This window comes from Stutzerimonas chloritidismutans, assembly GCF_038562055.1.
GTDB lineage: Bacteria > Pseudomonadota > Gammaproteobacteria > Pseudomonadales > Pseudomonadaceae > Stutzerimonas > Stutzerimonas chloritidismutans_A.
This window is the reverse complement of record NZ_JBCFXD010000001.1, coordinates 582,311-607,901: the sequence shown is the minus strand read 5'-3', so window position 1 is coordinate 607,901 and position 25,591 is coordinate 582,311. Positions and strand designations below refer to the sequence as shown.

At 61.9% G+C, this 25,591-nt stretch carries 19 protein-coding genes and 1 tRNA gene; 8 read left to right on the top strand and 12 right to left on the bottom strand.

The features are described 5' to 3' along the window. Nucleotides 1-15 precede the first annotated feature (15 nt). Entirely contained in the window at nucleotides 16-669 is a 654-nt protein-coding gene (locus AAGW23_RS02705) for a DUF2238 domain-containing protein (protein ID WP_342404817.1), read from the bottom strand. Between the two features lie 138 nt (nucleotides 670-807). Between AAGW23_RS02705 and coxB the strand changes: the two genes are divergently transcribed. Genes coxB through AAGW23_RS02675 form a run of 6 tightly spaced genes read left to right on the top strand, consistent with a single transcriptional unit; the run spans nucleotide 808 to nucleotide 7,246 of the window. Beyond that, complete coding sequence (gene coxB / locus AAGW23_RS02700; RefSeq protein ID WP_342404815.1) at nucleotides 808-1,827, top strand: cytochrome c oxidase subunit II; 1,020 nt, start codon at nucleotides 808-810, stop codon at nucleotides 1,825-1,827. Next, nucleotides 1,824-4,352 (top strand): cytochrome c oxidase subunit I, encoded by a 2,529-nt coding sequence (gene ctaD, locus AAGW23_RS02695; RefSeq protein ID WP_342404813.1) that lies wholly within the window; start codon nucleotides 1,824-1,826, stop codon nucleotides 4,350-4,352. Before coxB ends, ctaD begins: the two co-directional genes overlap by 4 nt. After that, nucleotides 4,349-4,756 (top strand): hypothetical protein, encoded by a 408-nt coding sequence (locus tag AAGW23_RS02690; protein ID WP_342404812.1) that lies wholly within the window; start codon nucleotides 4,349-4,351, stop codon nucleotides 4,754-4,756. Before ctaD ends, AAGW23_RS02690 begins: the two co-directional genes overlap by 4 nt. Further along, nucleotides 4,753-5,382 (top strand): cytochrome c oxidase assembly protein, encoded by a 630-nt coding sequence (locus AAGW23_RS02685; RefSeq protein WP_342404945.1) that lies wholly within the window; start codon nucleotides 4,753-4,755, stop codon nucleotides 5,380-5,382. The genes AAGW23_RS02690 and AAGW23_RS02685 overlap by 4 nt, the downstream gene beginning before the upstream one ends. Beyond that, entirely contained in the window at nucleotides 5,363-6,634 is a 1,272-nt protein-coding gene (locus tag AAGW23_RS02680; protein ID WP_342404811.1) for a c-type cytochrome, read from the top strand. Before AAGW23_RS02685 ends, AAGW23_RS02680 begins: the two co-directional genes overlap by 20 nt. 3 nt (nucleotides 6,635-6,637) lie before the next feature. Next, on the top strand, nucleotides 6,638-7,246 hold the full coding sequence (locus AAGW23_RS02675; protein ID WP_019340847.1) for a DedA family protein: 609 nt from the start codon (nucleotides 6,638-6,640) through the stop codon (nucleotides 7,244-7,246). 37 nt (nucleotides 7,247-7,283) lie between these two features. On the opposite strand, the gene AAGW23_RS02670 is transcribed toward AAGW23_RS02675, so the two are convergent. The 7 genes from AAGW23_RS02670 to AAGW23_RS02640 form a co-directional block, all read right to left on the bottom strand. Further along, complete coding sequence (locus tag AAGW23_RS02670) at nucleotides 7,284-8,468, bottom strand: polysaccharide pyruvyl transferase family protein (RefSeq protein WP_342404810.1); 1,185 nt, start codon at nucleotides 8,466-8,468, stop codon at nucleotides 7,284-7,286. Between the two features lie 122 nt (nucleotides 8,469-8,590). Next, nucleotides 8,591-9,919 (bottom strand): flippase, encoded by a 1,329-nt coding sequence (locus tag AAGW23_RS02665; protein WP_342404809.1) that lies wholly within the window; start codon nucleotides 9,917-9,919, stop codon nucleotides 8,591-8,593. Between the two features lie 598 nt (nucleotides 9,920-10,517). Beyond that, a complete protein-coding gene (locus AAGW23_RS02660) occupies nucleotides 10,518-12,176 on the bottom strand; it encodes a diguanylate cyclase domain-containing protein (protein WP_342404808.1) in 1,659 nt (552 codons plus the stop codon). A 226-nt stretch (nucleotides 12,177-12,402) separates the two neighbouring features. Next, nucleotides 12,403-12,478: transfer RNA gene (locus AAGW23_RS02655), tRNA-Thr, on the bottom strand. A gap of 75 nt (nucleotides 12,479-12,553) precedes the next feature. Further along, nucleotides 12,554-13,783, bottom strand: coding sequence for a methyltransferase (locus tag AAGW23_RS02650; RefSeq protein WP_342404807.1), 1,230 nt, complete (start codon nucleotides 13,781-13,783; stop codon nucleotides 12,554-12,556). Nucleotides 13,784-13,876: 93 nt separating this feature from the next. Further along, complete coding sequence (locus AAGW23_RS02645; RefSeq protein WP_342404806.1) at nucleotides 13,877-15,253, bottom strand: TRAP transporter large permease subunit; 1,377 nt, start codon at nucleotides 15,251-15,253, stop codon at nucleotides 13,877-13,879. Further along, nucleotides 15,246-15,791, bottom strand: coding sequence for a TRAP transporter small permease subunit (locus AAGW23_RS02640; RefSeq protein ID WP_159969549.1), 546 nt, complete (start codon nucleotides 15,789-15,791; stop codon nucleotides 15,246-15,248). Before AAGW23_RS02640 ends, AAGW23_RS02645 begins: the two co-directional genes overlap by 8 nt. Before the next feature lie 194 nt (nucleotides 15,792-15,985). Here AAGW23_RS02640 and AAGW23_RS02635 point away from each other — a divergent pair, with 194 nt between their 5' ends. Next, nucleotides 15,986-17,086, top strand: a complete 1,101-nt coding sequence (locus AAGW23_RS02635; RefSeq protein ID WP_342404805.1) for a TRAP transporter substrate-binding protein — start codon at nucleotides 15,986-15,988, stop codon at nucleotides 17,084-17,086. Nucleotides 17,087-17,146: 60 nt separating this feature from the next. Here the strand turns inward: AAGW23_RS02635 and AAGW23_RS02630 are convergent, their stop codons facing one another. From AAGW23_RS02630 to AAGW23_RS02615, 4 genes are all read right to left on the bottom strand, one after another. Beyond that, a complete protein-coding gene (locus AAGW23_RS02630; protein ID WP_342404804.1) occupies nucleotides 17,147-17,572 on the bottom strand; it encodes an OsmC family protein in 426 nt (141 codons plus the stop codon). Between the two features lie 100 nt (nucleotides 17,573-17,672). After that, a complete protein-coding gene (locus AAGW23_RS02625; RefSeq protein ID WP_342404802.1) occupies nucleotides 17,673-17,981 on the bottom strand; it encodes a DUF2388 domain-containing protein in 309 nt (102 codons plus the stop codon). Nucleotides 17,982-18,045: 64 nt separating this feature from the next. Then, the gene (locus AAGW23_RS02620; RefSeq protein WP_342404801.1) at nucleotides 18,046-22,743 is read right to left on the bottom strand and encodes a PAS domain S-box protein; all 4,698 of its coding nucleotides are present in this window, start codon (nucleotides 22,741-22,743) and stop codon (nucleotides 18,046-18,048) included. Nucleotides 22,744-22,966: 223 nt separating this feature from the next. Further along, nucleotides 22,967-24,616 (bottom strand): L,D-transpeptidase family protein, encoded by a 1,650-nt coding sequence (locus AAGW23_RS02615; protein ID WP_342404800.1) that lies wholly within the window; start codon nucleotides 24,614-24,616, stop codon nucleotides 22,967-22,969. 237 nt (nucleotides 24,617-24,853) lie between these two features. On the opposite strand from AAGW23_RS02615, the gene AAGW23_RS02610 reads away from it, so the two are divergent. Further along, entirely contained in the window at nucleotides 24,854-25,564 is a 711-nt protein-coding gene (locus AAGW23_RS02610; protein ID WP_342404798.1) for a murein L,D-transpeptidase catalytic domain family protein, read from the top strand. Nucleotides 25,565-25,591: the final 27 nt, after the last annotated feature.

Here is a 25,591-nt window from a genome sequence, read left to right as displayed (position 1 = left end):
AGCCGGTGGTCCTCTTCACGCCTGCGATTCTCTATGTGGGCGCCGCATGCGGGCCACTATGCCGGTGACGATCATGGCGATGAGCGCGCCGCCGGCCGCCAGCGCCATGTCTTTTTGCGGGTCCCAGCGATCGTTCTGGGTGGCAAGAAAGGTGCGCCCCAGGCCGCCGTCTAACACTTCCGCGCCTGCCCATTCGATCAGCTCGTAGATCGCCGAGGTCGACAGCACGATGTCTATCGGCAGGATCAGGCTCCAGACCCCTGGGCGCAGGCCCAGTCGGATCAGCACCTCACGCATCGGATAGGCCAGCAGCAGCCCATAGCTGAAGTGCGCCAAGCGGTCGAACTGATTGCGCTCCCAGCCCAGCTGTTCGTTCAGTCCTTCGCCTGTCAGTGCCTGCCACAACTCGTTGTACGGCACGTTGGCGTAGGTGTAATGAGCGCCGAGCTGATGAATGCAGAGATAAAGGAATATCAGCGTCGCGGCACTGCGGGAGGGCAGGTAGTGCTTGTGGCCCAGCAGCAAAGCCGTGGCCAGCCCCACAACCAACAGGTTCTCCAATAGCCAGTCGTGGCGGTTGAAGGGGTTGATCGCCAACGCGCCCCAGATCAACAGGAACATGCCGACCAAGGTCAAAAGGTAGCGTCGGTGGCGTCTGTCTGTAGCCATGGAATCTCCTGAGTCGTTCTCCTTGCTCTTTAGGACAAGCGCAACGACTCAAGGGTCCACCGCTTGCGAATTCGACCGTTTATCCAACTTTTCTGGCCTGCGGAGTGTCACAAAACGTGACCCAGAGCGAGGCGGACCATGCGGCTGATTCTGACAAGCGACCTCACCGGAGCATGCTTTCCAGCGCGTGGCGTCTCGCTGTTGCTGCTGGGCGCCGTGTTAGCGGGTTGCGACGGTCAGCAGTCAGCGCTGAATCCGGCCGGGGTCGGTGCGCAGAGCATCGTCACCCTGTTCTGGTGGATGGCTGGCGGTGCATTGGTGATCTGGCTGGTGGTGATGGGGATCGCTCTGTATGCCACCCAGGCCCACCCGGAAGCCCACGGCATTCGCGGTGCGCGGTGGTTGATCATTGGTGGCGGAGTCATTTTCCCCGTCGTGTTCCTGACCGGCCTGCTGATCTACGGGCTGATGCTGATGCCGCAACTGCGTTCCTCGGAAAATGTCACCCTGCGTGTCGATGTGTCGGGCGAGCAGTGGTGGTGGCGGGTGCGCTACCGGAGCGAGGCGGGTGAGGCGGTCGAACTGGCGAACGAGATACGGCTGCCAGTGGGGGAGCGAGTGGCTTTTAGCCTGACCAGCCCGGATGTGATCCACTCGTTCTGGATTCCGTCGCTGGGCGGCAAGGTCGACATGATCCCCGGGCGCACCAATGAGCTGGTGCTGGAGCCGACAGAGACCGGCACTTTTCGCGGCGCCTGCGCCGAATATTGCGGGACTTCCCATGCGCTGATGAATTTTGCCGTGGTGGTGATGACGCGCGAAGCTTTCAATCTGTGGCTAGCTAAACAGGCCGAGCCCGCCCTGCCACCCACCACCGAATTGCAGCAGACCGGCCAGCAGGCGTTTCTCGCCAACGGTTGCGGCGCCTGTCACCAGGTGCGCGGCACCGAAGCAGACGGCACGGTCGGCCCCGACCTGACCCACGTCGGCAGTCGTCTGACCCTGGCAGCCGGCACGCTGCCGACCGATGTCGATACGTTCAAGCGCTGGATCGGCCACAGCGGCGCGATCAAACCAGACGTGAAAATGCCTGCCTTCGGCATGCTGCCCGAGGCGCAGCTGAACGCCATGGCGCACTACCTGAAGGGCCTCGAATGAGCGAGCCGATCGAGTACCGCGACCCGCAGGAAGAAGCCCGCGCCAAGGCGCAGGCCGAACGCCTGGCAGCGGCCTGGAAGACGCCCACCGGCTGGCGTTACTGGTCCGCGGTAAACAACACCGAGGTGGGGCTCTGGTACACCGGCGTGTCTTTCCTGTTCTTCCTGTTTGCCGGCGTGCTGGCGATGCTGATCCGCGCCCAGCTGGCGGTACCGAACAACGATCTGCTGTCTGCCGAAACCTACAACCAGGTCTTCACCCTGCACGGCTCGGTGATGATGTTCCTGTTCGGCGTGCCGATTTTCGAAGCCTTTTCCATCCTCATCCTGCCGCAGATGCTGGGTGCGCGGGATCTGCCCTTTCCCCGGCTGTCCGCCTACGGCTTCTGGTGTTTCATCATTGGTGGCGTGTTCGTCTGCGGCTCGATCTTTTTCGGCGTGGCGCCCCAGGGCGGCTGGTTCATGTATCCGCCGCTCACCACCACCTATCAGGACGGCCTCGGTGCGGATATCTGGCTGCTCGGGCTGTCGTTTATCGAGGTGTCATCGATTGCGGCGGCGGTGGAGCTGATTGTCGGCGTGCTGAAGACCCGGCCTCCAGGCATGCGCATCAACCTGATCCCTCTGTATTCCTGGTACATCCTGGTGGTCGCGGGAATGATCCTGTTCGCCTTCCCGCCGCTGATCGCGGGCGACCTCCTGTTCGAGCTGGAGCGCGCCTTCGACTGGCCGTTCTTCGATGCCAGCCGTGGCGGCGATCCGCTCTTGTGGCAGCACCTGTTCTGGATCTTTGGCCACCCTGAGGTGTACATCATCTTTTTGCCCGCCGTGGCGCTGGTGGCGACCATCGTGCCCACCGCAGCCGGGCGGCCCATCGTCGGCTACAGCTTTATCGTGCTGGCTGCGGTGGGCACCGGATTCATCAGCTTTGGTTTGTGGGTTCATCACATGTTTACCACCGGGATGCCCGGCATCTCGCTGGCCTTTTTCTCGGCTGCCTCCGAGGCGGTGGCAATCCCTACCGGCGTGCAGATCTTCTGCTTCCTCGCGACGGCGCTGGCCGGGCGCTTCGTCAAATCGGTGCCGATGCTGTTCGTCGCCGGTGCGCTGGCGATCTTCGTGCTGGGCGGGCTGACTGGGGTGATGGTGGCGCTGGCGCCGTTCGACTTCCAAGCGCACGACACCTATTTCATCGTCGCGCACCTGCACTACGTGCTGATCGGCGGCATGCTGTTCCCGGTCATCGCCGGCCTCTACTACTTCTTCCCGCTGGCGCGCAGCAAAACGCTGTCGGACCGGCTCGGGCGGATCGCCTTCTGGCTGATGTTCATCGGCTTCAACATCGCCTTTCTGCCCATGCACTTCACCGGCCTGCTGGGCATGCCGCGGCGTGTCTACACCTATGCACCGGACATGGGCTTCGACGTGCTCAACCTGGTGTCCACGGTGGGCGCCTTCATCCTCGCCGCTGGCGTGGCGGTGCTGGTCTGGGACGTCTTGCGGCCCAAGGGCAAACAGCCCTACAGCACGCGCAACCCGTGGAACGCCGGAACGCTCGAATGGCTCGCGGAAATGCCCGGCAGGGCCTGGGGTGCGCGCTCGATTCCGATCATCAAGAGCCGCTACCCGCTGTGGGATCAGCCAGACCTGATGCGTGACGTCGACGCCGGGCGCTTCTACTTGCCGGACGCCGAGGAGGGCAAGCGCGAGACCCTGATCAGCAGCATCATCGACGCCGAGCCGATCCAGTGCCTGCGCGTGCCGGGCCCTACCTTCCTGAGCATGTGGGCGGCGATCTTCACCGGCGGCCTGTTTATCTTCGCCACCTACAGCTGGTACGTCGCCGCACTGGTCAGCGGTGGCCTTGCGCTGATCACCATTTTGATCTGGCTATGGACCGGCACGGCGGTGATCCCGGAGAAACCGAAAAAGGACATCGGTCTGGACGTGACGGTGCCGCTTTATGCGTCGGGCGCCAAGTCGGTGGGCTGGTGGGCCATGTTCATCACCATGATCGGCGACATGAGCGCCTTCGGCAGCCTGGTGTTCGGCTACTTCTTCTTCTGGACCGTGCACGAGGATTTTCCACCCGCCGATGCGGCCGGCCCCGGCGTGTTCTGGCCGGTATTGGGGCTGGGGTTGATTGCCGCGTCCTGGGCGCTGACGCTGCTGGCGCGGCGCTGCAACTTCCGTGATCAGGCGGCGGGCTTCTATGGCTCGCTGGGGCTGGCCGCGGTCTGCACCCTGGCAGGTGCCTATTCGATGTGGGCCGGGCCGCATTTCAGTGGGCTGGACCCGACCACTCATGTCTATCCGGCCACCGTCTGGGTGCTGGTGCTCTGGTGCCTGATACACCTGTCCATCGGCCTGATCATGCAGCTCTACTGTCTGGCGCGCCGTGCTGCCGGCCGGATGACGGCGGTGCATGACATCGATATCCGCAATGTCGCGCTGTTCTGGCATTTCATGCTCATTACCGTCGGTGTCACCGTGGCGGTCATCGCCGGCTTTCCGGAGGTGATATGAGTGAGAAGCTGAGCGAACAGCAGCCACCCGAGGCTCCGCCGCAGGAACGCGACACGCTGTGGCTGATCACTTTCAGCCCGACCATCTGGGCGGCGCATTTTCTGCTGTCCTACCTGGCTGTGTCTGTGTGGTGCGCGAAGGTGGCGGGCCGCAGCGGCGAGCTTGGCGACATTCGCCTCGCCATCGGCGTGCTGACGCTGATCGCGTTGGTCGGCATTGGGCTGACCGGTTGGAAAGGCTGGCGCCATCACTCCTTTGGCCATGCAACGGCGCCGCATGATTTCGACACGCCGGGCGATCGTCATCGCTTCCTGGGTTTCGCCACATTGCTGCTGAGCGGCCTGAGCTTCGTGGCGACGATTTTCGTCGCCTTGAGCGTGGTGTTCATCAGGAGTTGCGCATGATCTGGCGCCCGCTCTCGCTGCTGCTCGGCCTTGCCACGCTGGGCGCGGTCTGGCTCGGCCCGCTGCCCGACATGGCGGACCGGCTGTTCGTCGGCCATATGCTGATGCACGTGATGGTGGTAGCGGTGGCGGCGCCGCTGCTGGCCATCGGGTTGGCCGGCGGCCGGTTTGATTTTTCCAACCGCATCCCGTTGCTGTTCTCGCCGATCCTGGCCTCGGTGATCGAGCTGTTCGTGGTCTGGGCCTGGCACATGCCGGCGCTGCACCATGCGGCGCGCACCTCGCCGTCGGCGGAACTGCTGGAGCAGGGCAGCTACCTGTTCGTTGGCCTGCTGGTGTGGCTTGCGGCGTTCGGCGGCGTGCGGCATCAACGCGCCTTGGCCGGCATCGCGGGTCTGCTGTTGACCTCGATGCACATGACGCTGCTCGGCGTGTTGCTGGCGATGTCGAGCCGACCGCTGTTCGAGCACACCGGCTCGGTGCTGTCGGGCATGAGCCCGCTGGAAGATCAGCAGATGGGCGGTGTGATCATGCTGGCCTTTGGCGGCAGCGCCTATCTCATCGGCGGGCTGTACCTGCTGTTCGGCCTATTACAGGACAAGCGCAATGCCGTTTCAGTCAGCTAAACGCATGGTTCAGCGATGCTCGGCGCCCTTGCGGAGCTGGCTGAGCTGGCTGACCGGTGGCTCCTGGAAGCGCGTCGTAGCCGCTGTCGCGTTGCTGGCAGCGCTCGCGGGCACGGGCGCGTTCGTGCTGGTTTCGCTGGGCTTGGTCTCGATCGGTGCCAGCTCGGGTCATTGGAAGGCGACCGGCTGGATGCTGCACTACGCCATGCGCCGCGCGGTAAGCACTCAGTCGATGGGCATAGAGGTGCCGCCGCTGGACGATCCGGCGCTGCTGCTCAAGGGCGCCGGGCATTATCACACCGGCTGTCTGGCCTGCCATGGCGGCCCAGGTGAGAAGCGCTCGCTGATCGTCCAGCAGATGACACCCGAGCCGCCCTACCTGCCGCCGCGGATCGAGCACTGGGCGCCGCAGGAGTTGTTCTGGATCGTCAAGAATGGCGTCAAGTTCACCGCCATGCCGGCCTGGCCCGCGCAGAAAAGGGACGATGAGGTCTGGGCCGTGGTGGCCTTCCTGCAGGCGATGCCAGGCATGTCGCCCGAGCGCTACAAAGAGCTCGCGCTGGGCGGGCGCAGCGACGAAACCATCAAACCCATCACGCCGGATCATCTGCGGCCACTGCAGGACCCGCTCGGCCCGGTCCTTGCCAACTGCAGCCGCTGTCATGCCGAAGACGGCGGCGGTCGGGGCGAAGGCGCCTTCCCTCGATTGGCCGGGCAGAGCGAAGCCTATCTGCTCGGTGCGCTGCAGGCCTATGCCCGCGGCGAGCGGTATAGCGGCGTCATGCAGCCGATTGCTGCGGGCCTCAAACCAGCGGTGCTTGAGGCCCTGGCACAGCACTACGCCGAGCTGCCACCGGTCAGCCGAACGGAGGCCCCTGAGCCGGCCCCGGACATTCTGGCCGAAGGCCTAACGCTGGCCGAGCGCGGTGTACGAGCGCGCGGCATCCCTTCATGCGTGCACTGCCATGGGCCGAAGGGCGGACCACGCAATCCCATGTACCCGAACATTGCCGGTCAGTACGCGCCCTATCTGAAGTCGCAGCTGGAGCTGTTCACGGCCGGTAAGCGTGGCGGCACGGAGTACGCGCATATCATGCACAGCGCTGCGCAGCGGCTCACGCCGGAGCAGATGCAGGCGCTGGCCGATTACTACGCATCGTTGCCGGCTGCGGCAGCGCCGCCCGTCACCGAGGCCACGTCAACCCATGTCGGTACCCCGGCGCAGAATTCTTCACCCCCACAGCAGAGGTAACCGATGTTCGACAAGATCGTGGAAATCGTCTCGGCGTTCGGCTACATCGGCGTGTTCTTGCTGATGTTGCTGGAGAATATCTTCCCGCCCATCCCGTCCGAGCTGATCATGCCGCTAGCCGGTTTCGTGGCGGCGCGGGGAGACCTCAACTTCATTGCGGTGATCCTGGTCGGCACGGCAGGTTCGGTCGTCGGCGCCTTGCCTTGGTACTACGCCGGGGCCAAGCTCGGCCAGGCGCGCATGAAGCGCTTTGCCGAACGTTGGGGGCATTGGCTCACGTTATCGCCAGAGGATGTCGACAAGGCCAGCGAGTGGTTCGACCGGCACGGCAAGGGCGCGGTGTTCTTCGGCCGCCTGATTCCGGCGGTGCGTACCCTGATCTCGGTCCCGGCCGGTATTGCCGGGATGTCGATGACCAAGTTCCTGATCTACTCCACGCTGGGGTCGCTGATCTGGACCGCATTGCTGGCACTGGCCGGCTATCTGCTCGAATCGCAGTACGAGAAGGTCTCCGAGTACATGAACCCCATCTCCACCGGCGTGGTCGTGTTGATGGTGCTCTACTACCTGTACCGGCTGATCCGTCAGCGCTTCGGCAGGAAAGAGCACTAGGCCGTGACGCCAGCCTGCGACGCCACGGCGATTCAGGTCAGGCCGCGCCTACTCTGTGGTGTTGCGCCTGGTGAGCACGCTCGCACTGATCGATCACAGCGAAAACCTGCTGCCACATCTGCTCGGACTGTTGCTTGAGCTGATCGGTACGGGTCTGGATCAGCGCCTGAATCCGCGCGGCATCGTCCGTCACCAGATCGATCTTGCGCTTGATTTCCGCTTCATCGGTGGTGACCTGAACCAGCCCTTCGGGAAAGCCGTAGTCTTCGAACAGCATCTGGTACTTGTGGCTCCAACCGGTCGCCAGCGCCGGTACGCCCTGGGACAGCGCGCTGACCAAGCCGTGGAAGCGGCTGCCCAAGGTGCCACTGCAGGCGCCGAGGATGCCCTTGATCTCCAGCGCGCCGCTTTCTTTGACGATCGGAATGCCGCCGACCGCTGCGGACAACTCGTCAGCCAGGCGCTGATCGTCCTTGCCTTCGTGCACCAGCACGAACGGCTTGGCGCCTTTCTCCAGCAGGTAGCGTGTGCAGCTGATGAGAAACGGGAGATAAGCCTCGCGCGTCTTCTGGTCGGTTTTATCGAGCATCCGGCAATTGGGCACGATGCAGAAGCGGTTCTGCTGGGCATCGAAACTCGGCGGCAGCACACCAGTAATGAGGTTGGTGAAGTCCGGCGATTGCTTGATCTTCGCCTGCTCGCCAACCACTCCGGTCAGATGCTCGTAGGACACTCGCTCACGAGGGAAGATCAGGTCGACGTTTTCTACCACTGTCTTCATCGCCGCCTGGTTTTTCTCTGACTTGAACGGTCCCAGCGCTTGCGGCAGCAAGATCACACGGGTGCCGTTCTTCTTCCAGCGTTTGGTCGACTGCGCCAGCTCGGTACAGGGATCTTCGCCCCATTGATCGCTGTAGGCGAATCCAGCCGCGTCGACGACCACATCGACTTCTTTGTCCAGAATGACGCCGTACATCTCGCGCAGCGGACGCGGGGCGAAGTTGGCCAGCGTGCCCCACTGGATGCCATAGCGCCACAGCCAGGCCTTGGGGTAGAAGCCTAGTTGCACAAGCTTGCGGAACGGCTGCTCGGCCTTCTTAGGGGTTGGCGCCATGACGAAGGTAGCGTCTGGATACCGGGCCTTCAGCTTCTGCAGTGCCGCGTGCAACATCAGCTCAGCGCCTTTATTGACGAAGCCTGCCTTTCTGATCTCGATAATCATCGCTTACCTCAGTTGTATACGATTAGGTCTGTCTCGGTCTTCTTGCCTGCATTAAGTGGCATGAACACCCTTGATGCGATTCTTGACTGGGTCAGGCAAAGCTCTGGCGAGAGACATCAAGCTCATCGGGCGGCTCCTACGGCATGGATTGCATAACGGACGGGGCTGAACATCGACTTGGTCATCATGTAGAAGACCGGACGGGTCTTCTTGTGCACCAGCAATGCGGCGTACGAAGCAATTGCATAGGAAATTAGTGTGGCCATGGCAGCACCTTCGCCCCCGTATTGGGGAATCAGCAGCAGGTTGATGCCGACATTGGCCAGCGCACCGAGCCCCTGAGTGATCAGCGAAAACATCAGCGCACCTTCGATCAGGATCCAGCGACTGAACGCCGCACGCATGAAGATGAACACGCCCGCCCAGATATGGATGGTGAGGATCGACGCCGAGTTCTGGTACTCGGCGCCGAACAACAACGAAATTATCGGTCCGGCGACGAGTGACACGAAGACCGCCACGCCAATGGCAAGGATGAACAAGACGTCGAAGAGCTGCTGGAGACGTTGATTGAAGCGCGCCAGGTCTGCTTCATGCAGTTTGATCAGCTTCGGAAACAAGGACGCGACGATGGCTGTTGGCAGGAAATACCAAGCTTCGGAAAGCTGCGCTGCTACGGCATACACGCCGACTTCTTCGGCACCCACCATCCACTTGAGCATGACTTGATCGATCTTCATATAAATGACAGCGAAGATCGCGCCCACGTAGATGATCCAGCCTTGGCTAAGCAGCTCCTTGGCCTTGGCGAAAGTGGCTTTCCAGCTCATCAGGGATACCGTTGTGGTGCCCTTGTAGAGCATCGCCAGAATCGCCGCTGCCATTACGAACTGAGCGGTATGGGCAAACGCGAAGGCCATAACGCCCGCACCGCTGAGCACTAGAACCAGCTTGAGCACGGCGGATAGCAAGATCGCACTGGATTTGGCGATTGCTGGATATTTGGCCTGCACCTGGGACTGGAACCAGTATTCGACCACGTCGAAGGTCTGGAAGAAGATCGCCGAGGCCACGATCAGCAGCATCCAGAATTCCGTGCCGCCGACCTCTTCGAACACCCACGCGTAAACGAGCACCAGGACGAAACCAATCGTCATGCCGGCCAGCTTAAGCATGAAAGTGGTGCCCAGGGTTTCCGGCACCTTGTCCGGCTGCTTGACTACCTCGCGCACCACCAGCCCTGCCAGGCCCATGTGACCGGCCGAGGCGAAGATCGCGGTCATGGAAATGGCGTAGGCGAGAATCCCGAACTGTTCCGGTCCCAGGTAGCGGGCCAGCACGATCGCCATGAGAAAGCCCACGCCGATGTTCAGCAACCGCTCCGCCATCATCCATGAAGCATTGAACAGGTACAGCTTGAGTTTGTGGAAGAGGGTGGTGATTGCGCTCATCGAGTGGCTCGGCTCCTCAAGGCTGGCTCCGTGGTGGCAAGCATTGCCTTCAGTTGCGCTGGAGTGGCGACGCACAGCAGACCGTGTTTTGCCTGACATGTTCCGGACGTAAACAATTGGAAATGTATCGCGGTCAGGCCGCCAGGGAGCTGGCGAAAGGCCTTAGAGCAGGCCATTAGCAGGAAACTGGTGGCCTGAGAGCAGGCGAAACGGTCGGCTGAAGGCCCATCTAGGCGTGCCTGCCCCGTGGCATGGCCGACTGACGGTTACGCTGGTCTTTTCTTGGTTGTACTTAAGCTGATGGCCTTTTCATCTCAAAAGTGGAACTTTTGCCATCACACCTGTTCTTAACCCTGCTGCCGCTGCTGGCCGTTCCCTGACCCATCTCGATGTGCCATGGAGCGCCTAGCACGGCGACCAGCCCTCCGCCTTGGGGCTGGTGCAAGGCTGCCGCGAAGGATCTCGCGAAACGTCAGGACTGACGCAAGGAATCGCTGCTGGAAGCGGCCAAAGGGACAGGACTCAGCCAGACAGAAAAGCCCCGCATCGTTTGATGCGGGGCTTTTTTGCGTCCGGCTATTCGACTAGGTTCGCTGACTCAAACCGTTTCAGTGTGGTGCTGCTGGACGCTCTCGTTGCTTGCGAAGTTAAAGCTTGCGCGCCCCTTGCCTGCTCCCTTGGCCTGATATAGCGCTTCGTCGGCCAGCATCAGCGCTTCAGAAAATCCACCTCCGGACCAGAGTGCGCCGCCGACGCTGCCGCCGATGGTGATCGCTTCGCCCGCCAGCGATATCGGCTCAGCCAGCCTGGCAATGATGCGCTCGGCTGCGCGTTGCACATTGCGCACGGACTCGCCCGGTCGGAGGCGCAAAAGCAGGACGAACTCATCGCCTCCGTGGCGCACCGCGATATCACCGTCGCGGATCGAGGCGGAGAGTCGCAATCCAACCTCATGGAGCAACGCATCGCCGGCGGCATGGCCAAAGCGGTCATTGATCGGCTTGAAGCCGTCGAGGTCCAGGCATAACACGCCAAAGCTGGGCTGCTGCTCGTCTGCTGTACGCACGGTTTCGACGTACTTCTGCAGCGCTGCTCGATTTGGCAGTCCGGTCACGGTATCGCGATAGGCAATGCCTTCGACGACCGCCAGCTGAGTTCTCTTGCGGGTCAGGCTGTCCACCAGATGCCGTATCGCTACGCTCAGGGCTTCGACTTCCCGCGTGCTAGTCAGCAACGGGATCCGGACATCTGCGCCCTCGGAAATACGAGCGGCTGCGTCAACGATCTCCTTTAGCGGTCGTGTGATCATGCCCGCAGCAAACCAGCCAATCGCTGCGAAGGCCAAGGACAATAGGGCGCCCCAGGCGAAGATTTCGTTGCGCAATTGGCGTGCTTCGGCGAACGCGAGCTTGACCGGCTGGCGAGCAATGACGGTCCACCCCAGCCCCGGGTAGTCTTCGAAACCGAGGCTTTCGGCAAAGCCGGTCAAGTACTTCGTGCCGTCTGGCCAGTGCACAACAGACCAATTCTGCATGGGATGATCTTCGAGCTTGATGCCAATGGGCTTGCCAATCATCTCCCTGGGGCCGAGCAGCACCGTCCGGTCTTTGCTGACGACGAGAAATTCCAGCCCGGGCAAACGCTTCTGCAACGGTTCAAACAGTGACCGGCCCACCTCGTCAGCCCACTCCCAGGACAGATGTGTCGCCAGCACGCCTACCAGCGTCCCGGCGGCGTCGCGCACCGGCATGCTGATGTCGACAAACTTCATCGCCTCTCCCGACGGGTTCGGGAGCAGCTGGGCCAGTAGCACCGCTTCGTGGACATCACCGATAAAGGTGGTCTCCAACCCGTTGGTGAATACGGGTCTGGCCGAAATATCCACGCCCTCCAGCAGGCCGTCGGTCGACGCTACGACCTTGCCACTGGCATTGGTGAGGCCAATCCAGGAGTAGCTCGGAAAGTGATCGCTCAGATCATTGAGAAGCGCGCGGGCTTCGCCAACATTCTCCGGATTGCGAAGTGCCTGTAGCTCACTGAGCACAGCCAGCTCCTGAGAGCGCCCGCTCATGTCGCGGTCAAGGCGGTCGACCATGGAAAATGCGGCTTCTCCAAGCTGCAAGCCTGTCCATTCCTCCAGACGCGAAATGGAAGATTCACCAATGGCGGCGCCGAAGATGCAGCTGAGTACGAGGACAACCGAGGCGACAAGGATTGCGAAACGAGCCCGTAAGCTGCGTAGAGGAGTGATAAGCATCAAGCGCAGCCGTGAGAAGTTGAGTCAAAACGCCATTATCTGCCCGGCGTAGCATGCCGCTATGTCGGCCTCGGGTCTGGATTCTTCAATAAAATCAGTTGCAGCGACCGCTTGACGCGGCTCTCGCGCAAACCCACGGCGCGCCGCCGATGGGATCATTTCGTGAGGAGCGCTGTATGAAACAAAAAAGGCCCACCACGAGGTGAGCCTTTTCTGTTGTTTCGTATGGTGCCGGCACCAAGAGTCGAACTCGGGACCTACTGATTACAAGTCAGTTGCTCTACCAGCTGAGCTATACCGGCTAAAAGATGGGCGCCATTATAGCCATTGCTCGCGGCGAGTAAACTGTTTGTTGCCAGTTGTTTGCATGAGTTTTCTCACGTGCTTGCACTTGGGTGCTCAAACTCGGCGATCAGCATCAGATTGCGAGGGGTCAGCTCGGCTGGGCAGAAGGTGCCCAAGCGTATCGTATAGCCGTTTTCGGCCAGCAGCAGCGCGCGGTCGAGCAGTAGCCAGATCTCTAGCGGACGACGAAACAGGCCGCGCAGCAATTCCAGATTGCGCACTTCAGCGAGTCGTTGCCAGCCGCGTTTTTCGAGCGCCTCCCAGTCCTGCTGCGGTGGCTCGGGTAGTTCCTTGAGGGCCGCCAGGTCACGGCAGTAGTGGGCGAAGCTTTTTTTCAGCCAGCTGTTGGGGAGCGAGGGCGTGGGCAGGTAACGGTCGCTGCCGCGCAATTCACGTTGCAGCAGGTCGAAACCCAGGCGCCAGGCCATCGATTGGTCGCGCTGGCGGCGCTCTCGCGCACCGGCGGTCACGGTTTCGCTGAGGGGTAAGCCGAGGTCGTCGCGCGTTAGCTCTAGGGCAGACTGTCGGGCGAGCGATGACAAGGGCAGGTAGCGATCGCTCTGGATTCGGTTGTAGCAACAGGGCGCTAGTGCCAGCTGGCGACAATGCTGCGCAATGCTCAGGTCGATCAGTCGAACGTGCAGATCGCCGCAGGCATGTAGCGCCACCGGCGTCATCGTCGGATCGAGCTGCGATGACACGCTGTCAGTCATCACATCCTGCTGGCAATGGGTTGCAACGACGCCCAGCTTCTGACTTAGCTGGGTTCCGGCGGTAACCAAGGCCTTATCCCACTCGAGACAGGTCAGCCCGCCGCCGCGACTGGCCAGCTGACGGCCCAGGTGGCCCTTGCCCGCACACCAGTCGAGCCAGTGCTGGGGCGTTTCGCTGAACCTCAGCGCCGCACCGAATGCCTGAATCTGCTGCCATTTTCGCCCCGGGACGTCGACTGATTGCCGGGCGTCGGGGGCGAGGGGCGACGAGGTAGGTAACTCATCCATGCAGCTCAGGGCGGTGGCCTGCGCCGCCAGCTGAGGAAACGGAGCGGGCGCCTGCAGTTGTGCGGGCTGGTTGTGAGCGGCTTCAGCGTCTTCCAGCGAGCGGCCCCGCAACCAGCTGGCAAGCTCGGGGAGTTCGGCTTCCCAGGGAAGATGCAGATGCGTGAAGGGGCGCGGACGCCACAACGCCTGGTGCTGCAGCAGGAACTCGTCGAGTTGTCGAAAGCGTTCTGCCAGTTGTGCGTAGCTGAAGGAGGTGGGCATGAGGGTTTGGCGATGGCGGGTTCATGGCTATGGTCGCGCTGAAAGCCGCCGCCGAAAAGCCAGACGCCCGTCGAAACGGGCGTCTGCTTGGGGCTATTGACCGTAGATCTGTTCGGGTAGCCAGGTAACCAGCCCTGGGAACTGGTAGGCAATCACCAGCAGCAGTAGCTGAATCAGGATGAACGGCAGTACACCTTTGTAGATCGTGCTGGTGGGCACAGATTTTGGCGTGACGCCGCGCAGATAGAACAGCGCGAAGCCGAAGGGTGGCGTGAGGAACGAGGTCTGCAGGTTCAGTGCGATCATTACGCCGAGCCACACTGGATCGAGCCCCATGGCCAGCAGTACAGGGCCGACGATCGGGACGACCACAAAGGTGATCTCGATGAAGTCGAGAATGAAGCCCAGCAGGAAGATCACGACCATGACCAGGAAGAAGGCACCGAGCACGCCACCTGGCAATTGGGCAAAGACGTCTTCGATCAGCACTTCTCCGCCGAAGCCGCGGAACACCAGCGAGAACAGCGAGGCGCCAATCAGGATCAGAAACACCATGGCGCTGATTTCAGTGGTGCCATAGGCCACTTCGCGCAGTTGGCCGAAGTTCAGCTTGCCCTTATAGAGCGCCAGGATCATCGCGCCGAGCGCACCGAGCGCCGCGGCCTCTGTCGGCGTGGCGTAGCCGGCAAGGATGGAGCCAAGCACGGCGCTGATCAGCAGCAGTGGCGGCACCAGCGCATTGACCAACTTGCCCCACTCGATCGGGCCGAGCTCTTCCTGCGGCAGCGCCGGCAGTTTCTTCGGCTGAAAGATGGCGACGCCGATGATGTACAGGATGTACATGCCGACCAGCAGCAAACCGGGCAGTAGCGCACCGACGAACAGGTCGCCGACCGAGACGGTCTTCGGTGAGAAGATGCCCATCTTCAGCTGCGCCTGCTGGTAGGCGCTGGACATGACATCGCCCAGCAGGACCAGCACGATCGACGGCGGAATGATTTGGCCCAGTGTGCCGGTGGCGGCTAGGGTGCCGGTCGAGATGGCTGGATCATAGCCGCGGCGCAACATGGTCGGCAGCGCCAGCAGACCCATGGTTACAACCGTGGCGCCAACGATGCCGGTGCTGGCCGCGAGCAATGCGCCCACCACGCAAACGGAAATCGCCAGGCCGCCGCGCAGGGTGCCGAACAGCCGCGACATGGATTCGAGCAAGTCTTCGGCGACTCGACTCTTTTCCAGCATCACGCCCATGAATACGAACAGCGGGACCGCCAGCATCGTCTGGTTGTTCATGATGCCGAACAGGCGGTTCGGCAGAGCGCTCAGGTAGCCGCCATCAAAGGTGCCGGTGATGATGCCGAGGCCGGCGAACAGCAGTGAAACGCCGCCAAGTGTAAACGCCACCGGGTAGCCGGCCATCAAGGCCGCGCAGATGCTGATGAACAGCAGTATCGCCATCAACTCAGCCATGCTTCACCTCCTGCTCAGGCAGGCGTCCAGCCATGGCGTAGCCAGCTTTAATGATTTCGGAAACGCCTTGCAGAATGAGGCAGATCACCAGCACGAGAATGATGCTTTTCTGCAGATAAACGAACTTCAGCCCGCCGGATTCGCTGGAGCCTTCCAGCGTCGCCCAGGAGTTGGCGACATAGTCCCAGCTTGCCCAGCCGAGAAACAGACAGACAGGCAAGAGAAACAGCAAGGTGCCGAGCACTTCGACCAAGGCCTGGTAGCGCGGGGTAAAGCGCTGGTAGAAGATGTCGACGCGGACATGCCCGTTGCGTTGCAGCACCCAGGCAGCGGCGCCCATGAACACCAGTGCATGTGCGTAAAGGACGGCTTCCTGCAGCGCAGTCGCGCCGATACCGAATCCGTAGCGCAGTACGACGACCACGGCGGTGCCAAGGACTAGGAAAAGGGTCAGCCAGGCGCAGGCCTGTCCGAAGCGGGCGTTCACGGCGTCGATGACTCTGGCGAGACCGAGCAGTGGAGGGGCATGTTTCGACATGGCAGATCCTTTATTGTTATGGCCAGGCGGCCGGCGATTCTAGGCGGCTGTGCGAACGTGTCGCAACCGGCAGTACTACGTACGTAGTGCCTGTACGTAGTCACGGTGCTTGAGTGAGAGATAGCCATATGATAGCTAGAACTACCTGATTTCGGGGTTCCGACATTCAGCATTACAACAACAAGGAGTGACTCATGAAACGTCGTCAAATTCTGGCCGCCGCTGGCGTTGGTCTGGCCGCAACCGCACTGGCCGGTTGCAATAAGGAAACCGAAACCGCCGCCAAGCCCGAAGGCACAGCAAGCACCGAGAAATTCAACTGGAAGATGGTCACGTCCTGGCCGAAGAACTTCCCCGGCGTGGGCGTTGGCGCTGAGAATTTCGCCAAGCGGGTCAACGAAATGAGCGATGGCCGCCTCACGGTCAAGGTCTACGCTGCAGGTGAGCTGGTACCGGCACTCGAGGTATTCGATGCAGTTTCGCGCGGTACTGCCGAGATGGGGCATGGTGCGCCCTACTACTGGAAAGGCAAGGTTCCGGCTGCTCAGTTCTTCTGCGCGCTGCCATTCGGTCCCAACGCCCAGGAAATGAACGCCTGGCTGCATCGCGGCGGTGGCATGGAGTTGTGGGAAGAGGTCTACAAGCCGTTTGGCGTGCTGCCCATGGCCTGTGGTGCGACCGGTGTACAGACCGCCGGCTGGTTCAACAAGGAAATCAAATCGGTAGACGATTTCAACGGCCTGAAGATGCGTACCCCCGGCCTGGGCGGTGAAGTACTGACCAAGATGGGCGGCACCGTAGTCAACATGCCGGCCGGCGAGATCTTCACGGCGCTGCAGACCGGGGCCATCGACGCCACTGAGTGGATTGGGCCATACAACGATCTGGCGCTTGGTCTGCACAAAGCGGCCAAGTACTACTACACGCCGGGCTGGCAGGAGCCGAACGTAACCTTCGAACTGGACGTCAACTTAAAGGCTTGGGAAACCCTGCCGGACGATCTGAAGGCCATCGTTCGTTCCGCGGCCCGTGCCGTCAACGGAGACATGCTCGACGACTACAACGCGAAGAACATGGAGGCCATGGAGCAGCTGCGTGAGCAAGGCGTTGAAGTTCGCCGCCTTCCCGACGAAGTACTGGCCCGCCTGAGGGAAGTGGCAGCCGAGGTGGTCGACGCCTCTGCCGCGGCTGATCCGGTCGCCAGCAAAGTATGGGAACAGCAGAGCGCCTACCTCAATCGCTTGTATGAATACGCCGAGCTGAACGAGAAGGACATCTACAACATCCGCGGCTGACCCAGTAAACCGCACATACAAAAACGCCGCCCCATGGGCGGCGTTTTTGTATGTGCGCAATTAGCTCTCCAGCGTCGCGCTCAGGCTGATCTGTGCATTGAGCACGCGCGATACCGGGCAGCCTTCCTTCGCCTGGTTGGCGATCTGTTGAAACTGTTGCTCGTCGGCCCCAGGCACCTTGGCTTTCAGCGTCAGGGCGATGGCCGTGATGGAAAAGCCTTTGTCGTCCTTGTCCAGCGTGACTTCGGCTGTGGTGTTGATGCGTTCGGCGGTCAATCCTGCCTCACCAAGCATCATCGACAGAGCCATCGAGAAACAGCCTGCGTGTGCGGCGCCAATCAGCTCTTCGGGGTTGGTGCCAGGCGCACCTTCGAAGCGGGTGTTGAAACCGTAAGGATTGTCTTTTAGCGCGCCACTTTCTGTACTGATGGTGCCTTTGCCGCTTTTGAGATCACCTTGCCAGACGGCGGATGCGGTTTTCTTCATGGAATTCTCCGGATGCTGCGAGTGGACGGAATGGCGATGCGATTTGCCGCTTGAATGCATGCGGAGCGACATGCCGGCCGGTTGGCCGGCGTTGCTTCACCTAGTGTTGTTCGGCTGCAAGGATGGCGCTGGCCAGCTGCATGTCGCTGGCTTCCAGGTGAGGTTGCTCGTGGCGTAAATTGACGAGCATCGCTTCGAGATAGGGACCGCGGATGGCGCCATCGCTGGCCACGAAACTGCTGGCGTCTTCGCGTGCCGCAGCGACCAGCTTGTCGTCGCGGAACGTCATGTAAGTGGAAGCGGTGGTGGCGCCTGACGACAGAATCTGGCGGACGAAACCGTCGTCCGCCATCGCCGCGCTAAAAGGGATACAGCTCAGGGTAACGGCTGCCAGAATTGTTTTGCGCATGATGGATGCCTCTGCTTGATCCTCCATTAAAGAGTGCGCAGCGATCAGCAGAGTTCCTTGGACGCTATCCGCTGCGCTCGATCAGTTGGCGAACCTTAGCCCCGAGCATGTCGATGCTGAAGGGCTTGGCCAGCATGTCCATCCCCGGGCCGAGGAACTCGCCACGGACCTGAGCATTGGGTGCATAGCCGGTGATGAACAGCACGTGTAGGTCCGGTCGGTGCTGGCGAGCCATTTCGGCCAGCTGGCGCCCGTTGATGCCAGGCAGACCGATATCGCTGACCAGCAAGTCGATACGTTGAGTGCTGGTCAGATACGGCAGTGCACTGTTGCCGTCCACCGCTTCCAGAACCTGATAGCCGAGCTCTTGCAGCACCTCGACCACCAACATGCGCACCGCAGCTTCATCCTCGACCACCAGCACGGTTTCGTCGGCCTCGGCACCACCAACGGCTGCCGGATTGCTGGATGACTCATCGCTAAGTGCAGTTTGCGTCCGGTTGCGCGGCAGGAACAGCGTGATCAGGGTGCCTTGCCCCGGGGTACTGTCGATGCGCACATGGCCGCCAGTCTGCTTGACGAAGCCATAGACCATCGAAAGCCCGAGGCCGGTGCCCTGACCGATAGGTTTGGTGGTGAAGAACGGGTCGAATGCCTTGGCTACTACTTCAGGCGGCATGCCCGAGCCGTTGTCGGCCACGCTGAGGGTGACGTATTCGCCGGGTTCGGGGCCGTCTGGCTGCGAAGTATTGATCTGTACCGAGCCGGTTTGAATGATCAGCTTGCCGCCCTCGCTCATGGCATCGCGCGCGTTGATCACTAGGTTGAGCAGGGCATTTTCGAGCTGGTGCGCATCGGTGTAAGCCAGCCAGGGGCTTTCCTGCAGGTGGGTTTCGAACTCGATGTGCTCGGCCATGGTGCGGCGCAGCATATCTTCCATCGACTCGACCAACAGGTTGACGTTTACCGGTTGCGGGTCCAGCGATTGGCGCCGCGCGAAGGCCAGCAGGCGGTGGGTCAGTGCCGCAGCGCGGGTGGCCGAACTGGCCGCCGCATCCACGTAGCGACCGAGATCGTTTACCTGGCCATTGGCGACTCGCCGCTGGATCAGGTCGAGGGCGCCGAGCACGCCGGTCAGCATGTTATTGAAGTCGTGGGCCAGGCCGCCCGTAAGCTGGCCAATAGCCTCCATCTTCTGAGCATGGCGCAAGGTGTCCTCGGCGCGTTCCCGTTCACCCATTTCCAGATGCAGCAGATGGTTGATCTCAGCCAGTTCACGCGTACGTTCGGCGACACGCCGTTCCAGATTGTCATTCAACTCGCGCAGTGCTTCTTCGGCGGTGACCTGGGCGGTGATATCGGTGTTTGTGCCGAACCAGCGGGTCACCTGGCCGAAATCGTCGCGAATGGGCACTGCGCGCGCAAGGAACCAACGATACTGGCCGCTCTTGCCGCGCAGCGGGAAGGTTTCCTCCCAGATCGAGCCGATCGCTACGGCGCGCTTCATCGAGGCGCTGACGCGCTCGTGATGGTCGGGGTGATGCACCGAGCGCCAACCCAGGGCGCGCATGGCTTCCAGTGTGGTGCCGGTGTAGTCGTACCAGCGCTTGTTGTACCAGTAGATGCGGCCCGCCGGGTCGGCCATCCAGGCAAACTGACTCATGTTGTCGGCGAGGGTCCGGAACTGCTCCTCGCTGGCGCGCAATGCACTTTCGGCGCGCATCCGCTCGTCGGCCGTCCAGGCACGGTCAGCCACTTCGCGGATAAAGGAAATGTCTTCTTCTGCCCATTGCCGCGGTCGGTCCTGCAAGAGAATCAGGGCAGCGCTCAGGACGCCCTGCTCCTGCAGCGGCACGCAGACCAGGCTTTGAATGCGCCGCAGCCGCAGGCTCGCTGCCTGCGCGGCAGTGCGTGGGTCATGCAGCACGTCATCAACCACCACCAGCTCGTCGTGCTGCAGGTCGTAGATGAAGTCACCGTAGTCGGCGAAGCACATGCGCTCGCTATAGTCACCCAGGGCGCCGTCACTCCAATAGCGCTCGACGGTGGCGTACTGTCCGCCCGGGTCGATGGACAGAAAGGCCGCTCGGGTTACCTGCAACGTCGTGCCCAGCGCGCGCACGGCAGCCGTGACGATGGTGATGCTATCGGGTTGCCCGCGCAGCAGATCGCCCAGCTCCATCAACACCGATTGGCGCTGCTCGGTGATCTGCCGTTCCTGTATCTGCTCTTCGAGCAGCGCGTTCATGCGCAGCAGCTTCAAGGCCGCATTGCGTTCGGCGGTGATGTCTCGGGCGGTGCCGAGCAGGCAAACCCTGCCGTCGCCGTCGATCAGTCGGCGGCCACGGTTGGCCAACCAGCGGAACTGCTCGCTGCGCTCGTCGTACACCCGGTAGTCCAGGTTCAATTCGCCGCCGCCTACGCCGTCGAGCGCATTACGGAAGGCCATTATCAGGTTGTGCCGGTCATCCGGGTGAACCCGCGCAAGGAAGTGGTCGACCGACAGCGCCGGCTCATTCGGCCCCAGGTTGGCGAGCATCTTGAGCTGCGCATCCCAGTGCAGGTTGTTGTGTTCAAAATCGTATTCCCAGACGCCGATTGCAGCAATTTCGTTGGCGAGGCTGACGCGCTGTTCGGCCTCCAGCAGGGCCGAGCGAGCGCGTGCCCGGTCGGCTGCGGCACGGATGCGTTCGACCACTTCTCGTACAAACGAAATATCGGTCTGGCTCCAGGCCCGCGGCTGCCGGCTCCCGAACAAGAGAAATGCACAGTTGGGCGTTTGCTGCAGCAGTGGTGCCAGTAGCAGACTGCGATAGCCGAAATGCTCATGCAGAACACCGAAACGGCCATGGCAACCGGCCTCATCAAGGAGGTCGTCGAACGGCACGATCAGGCCCTGCGACAAGCGTAGGCGCAAAGGTTCGGCACAGGCACCCAGCGTGTGAACGGTGCGCGACTTGCTGACATCCAGCGGCCAGTGCTCATCAGCGATCAGGTTATCGCGCTCGTCGAGATGTCCCTGATAGATACACTCCGCCCCCATCAGCTGGGCAAGCCGCTCGGCCATCATGTCGGCCAGCTCGATGCGGCTACTGCTGTCCTGGAGCTGGTCGCTGAGCTCCAGCAGATAGGATTGCTGGGCTTCGCCGCGGGTTCTTTCGCTGATGTCGGTAAAGGTGCAGATCGCACCTTGCAATACATTGTCCTGGTACAGCGGAGCGACCCGGTACTCGACGGGCAGGCTGCTACCGTCTAGGCGAAAGAACAGCTCGTATTCGACGTGTACCGACTCACCGGTTCGTGCCGCGCGCTGAATCGGACAGTCTTCGATCGGGTAAGGCGAGCCGTCTATGTGACTGTGGTGGATCAAAGGATGTAGCTGCCGGCCAAGCACCTCGTCCTTGTTGGCGAAGCCGAGTAGCTTGACGAACGCCTCGTTGCAAAGCGTGACCAATCCTCGGGTGTCGATGGAGTAGAAGCCTTCGCTGGCCGCGTCGAGCAGACTGCGGGTGAACGCCTCGCTTTCCAGGCGCTTGATCTCGGCCAGGCGGCGCTCGTGAATGTCCTGCGCGACCAGTACCCAGTGCAGCAGTCGGCCATCGCAGTCATAAACGGGCGCGCCGCTGCCTTGAAACCAGCGTGAGCTGCCGTCGGCGGCCAGCAGCGGGACTTCGAAACTGCCGGCCTGGCCGGATTTCAGAGCGCCTTGCCATTGCTTCAGTATGGCGTCGCGGTGATCCGGCGCTACCGCCGACAGCCAGCCCATGCCGGCCGAGGCTTCGGTGCTCATCCCGGTGAAATCGCACCAGTAGCGATTACAGAAGATCAGCTGCCCGCCGGCATCGCACTGCCAGATCACTTGAGGGCTAAGGTCGACCAGGGCGCGGTAGCGCTCTTCGGCTTGGCGAATCGCTGCCTGTTCATGAAGGCGCTCGGTCAGGTCGCGCAGGATATGCACGAAACCCAAGTGCTGTCCGTGATCATCCTTGAGTGGCATCTGGACGCCGCTGGCCCAGAAGCGGCTGCCATCCTTGCGCACATGCCAGCGTTCGTTCATCGCCGAGCCGTCACGCGCCGCGGTTGCCATCTCCTTGTCAGGCACGCCGCAGGCCACGTCTTCCGCTACGTAGAATCGCGCTGAGTGGCTGCCGATGGCCTCTTGAGGTTGCCAGCCGAGGATGCGTTCGGCGCCCTGGTTCCAGCTGGTGATGAGGCCCTCGGCGTCAGTGGTGAGAATCGCGTAATCCACCGCGCTGTCGATGATCTGTCGGTTGCGCTCGTTGGCTTCGCGGCTGCGACGCAGCTCCAGCAGCGCCATGACCTGGCGGCCCAGGGCCTCCAGATGGGCTGATTGGCGCTTCGAAAGCTGCCGCGGCTTGCTGTCCAGAACGCATAGCGTGCCGAGCGGCAGGCCGTCGGCGGTGCGCAGTACCGCTGCGGCATAGAAGCCCGTCATGCCGTTGGCCAGCGGCTCGTGGGTCAGGTCTTCGATCACCAGCGGTTCGGTGCATTCAATGGCCCGGGAGCAGAGTGCTTTGTCCCGAGGGCGGTCGGCGCCTTCGAAGTTGACCGAGGCCTTTACCCATTGGCGATCCTCGTCGACAAACACGATGGCGGCGCTGGGGCAGGCACATAGCTCGGCGGCAAGCGCTACCAGATCGTCGAATGCCGCCTCGGCGGGGGTGTCGAGAATGCGGTAACGCGCAAGGGCTGCGAGTCGGTCAGCTTCGTTCCAGGTACTGCTTTTATTTGTTTTCTTCAAAACGTCTGCTCGGCTATCCGTGGCGGCAACGATCTTGGTGTTCCAGGCTGCGTTGACCGAGCGCCTGCAGCGGCGAGGCAATGGCGTAAGTGCAGGCGGTTGTTGCCATGCAAGATACCTGGGTTCGATCCCAAGGCAAGTAGACCTCGGTCGACGATCAATCTGCCAGAGCCGCCGGTCTGGTCCTGAGCGGTAGCTCCCAGCTCATTGTGATGAGCTTACATTAGTGCTCATCAATGGACGGGATGACGCGCAGCATGGCGTTGCGATCAGCGGCTTGCAACGCTGCGAGCAGCTTTGGGTCACGGTGATAGACGTCGGGGCGATAGCGTGGCAGGCCGGTGCGGTCGGCTTCCGCTGTCCAGTAGGCCAGGAGTATGGGGGTGGTTTCTGCCGGGCGGTATTCGTACGTCAGGCCGGTCTCAAGCAATTGGCTAACGCGCTCGCGCTCGCCCTCCTTCAGTAAAAGATCGACTAATTGCATCACCGATTCGACCCTGACACAGCCCGAGCTGAACGCCCGCTGCGAGCGTGCAAACAGGCCTTGGCTGGGCGTGTCGTGAAGGTAGATGGAGTAGGGGTTGGCGAAACGGATCACCACCCGGCCCAGCGGGTTGTCGGGTCCCGCGGCCTGGCGCAGCAGGATCCGCCCCGGATTGCTCCAGTCGACAGTGGCAGGGTCGAGTACCTGACCCTGATAGTCCAACACCTGCATGTTGTGTTGCGCGAGGTAGGCGAGGTTATCGCGGATCTGCGGCAGCTTGTCCTCGCGCAGGATGGTCGGTGGTACCGTCCAGGTCGGGTTGAGGGTGAGGCGCGTGACGGTCGACTTGATGGACGGGGTCTGCCGCGTATCGCGGCCCACCTGTATGCGCGCCTCCCATTGAGGGCTACTGTCGCGAAAGTAGATCACCCGTCCGCCGGCGATATCGACCAGCAGCGAGCGCGGCTCAATGTCAGCGGATAGCCAGCGGAACCGCTCCAAATTGACCCGCAACTGGTTCAGTCGGTCGGCTGGGGTGGCATTCAGTTCGGTAAGGGTGTCGGCACCGAGGATGCCGTCGTCCTGCAGGGCGTGACGGCGCTGAAAAGCCTTGAGCGCTTCCACCAGTTGATCGCTGTAGCGATCATCGCGGGTGGCCGGCGTGACTGCGGTAGCGGGTAGGTAGCCGTCGGCGCTCAAACGAAGCCGCAGTTGGGTGACGCGCGGGTCCGACATGCCTGGGCGCAAGCTCTGACCAGTGGGGATTGGTTGCCACTCGGGCTGGGGTTGATTGCGCAGCTGCGAATAGGCCTTGCGCAGGTTGTTGTATTGCTCCAACGACGGACGCGCTTTATTGAAGGCGTGCTCGAGATGCTCCAACCCTTCACTGGCGATCGCCATCAGCTGCGCCTCGGCCTGCGGTGTCTCAGGTGCATCAGGGCTGTGCCAGACGGGCTCGATGCGCTCTTGCGGCAGGCGCCCATGCGCCAGGTGACCCAAGGCCGACAGATAGGCGTGGCTGGCCAGTATATCGCCGCATTCGCGGTGCAGCGGATCACGGGTGGCGGTGTGCATGATCCGACGAATGGTTTCGGGGTGGTAGGAAACAGGTTGGAGCCCATCGTCTGCCAGCGACTCGAGCTGGACTAACAGGGCGTCAATCTGGGTATAAGAGGTCCATAGCACGGCAAAGTGGTTGCGTCGGTAGAGCTCGGAGAGCCGCGCCAGAGCCGTTTCGTCCACGTTGGCCAGGGGCTGGCCGCACGCAGTCGGGAGGTTTTCCAGGACAGCTTGAACTGGGCCGGCGGGCTCGACTGCGGGTTCCGCCATCGCCAGCCATGGCGCCAACAGCCACGTGAACAGCAGTCTAGATGTATGTTTTTTGAACAATGCTTCACTCCTGGCGGTCCCGCGGACTGCTAGACTCCGCCGCTGAACGAGCTGCGGTGCCTGAAAAACACGGCCCGTACAGGCTACTAGAACACGATGTATCAGACGACGTGGGAGCGCTTCAGGTCCCGTCTGATTTAATTTCGCTACTTTTTGATTGTTGGGGCCTGGTAGCGAGCAGGGGGCGTCGGTCGGCAGGGATGATCGGCATTGGCGCCCGCCGAGGTTTATCTACGAATGATGGTTTCGCTTCGCCGCCTCTGTTTGGCCGCCGGCTTGCTCTTGTCCATGCCGCTGTTGGCCGCTCCGCCTGCTTATCAGCCGCTGGTGGACGATCTTTCCCGCGTGGCACCCACGCTCGATCCGGTCGTGTTGACCCACGCTGTCGCGGCTATGCATTGCGCTGTGAATCATGGCGCGACGCCGGCTCAACGTCTGGCCGTCATCGACTTTTCTCTGCCTTCCTCGGAGCGCCGACTGTGGATTTTCGACCTGCAGCGTGGGCGTTTGTTGCTCAAGGATTTCGTCGCTCATGGCAACGGTTCGGGTGAGAACCAGGCCACGCGTTTCTCCAACGTGGAGGGCAGTCATCAGTCGAGCCTCGGCCTGTTCCGCACTGCCGAGAGCTACAGCGGCAAGCACGGCTACTCGCTGCGCATGGACGGGCTCGAGCCTGGGGTCAACGACTTGGCGCGCGAGCGGGCCATCGTCATCCATCCGGCCGACTACGTGAATCCGGCCTGGATCGAGACCCAAGGGCGTATCGGTCGCAGCCAAGGCTGCCCAGCGGTTCGCCCGGAAGTGGCGCGCATGGTGGTCGACAGTCTCAAGGGCGGGCAATTCATGTTTTCCTGGTATCCAGATCAGCAATGGCTGCAGTCGTCGGCTTACCTCAACTGCGAGTCGGGCCAGGTGGCGACGCTGGTGGCGTCGAGAAGCGGCAACTAAACAGTTCTGCTGTCTTAGAGCGAGGCG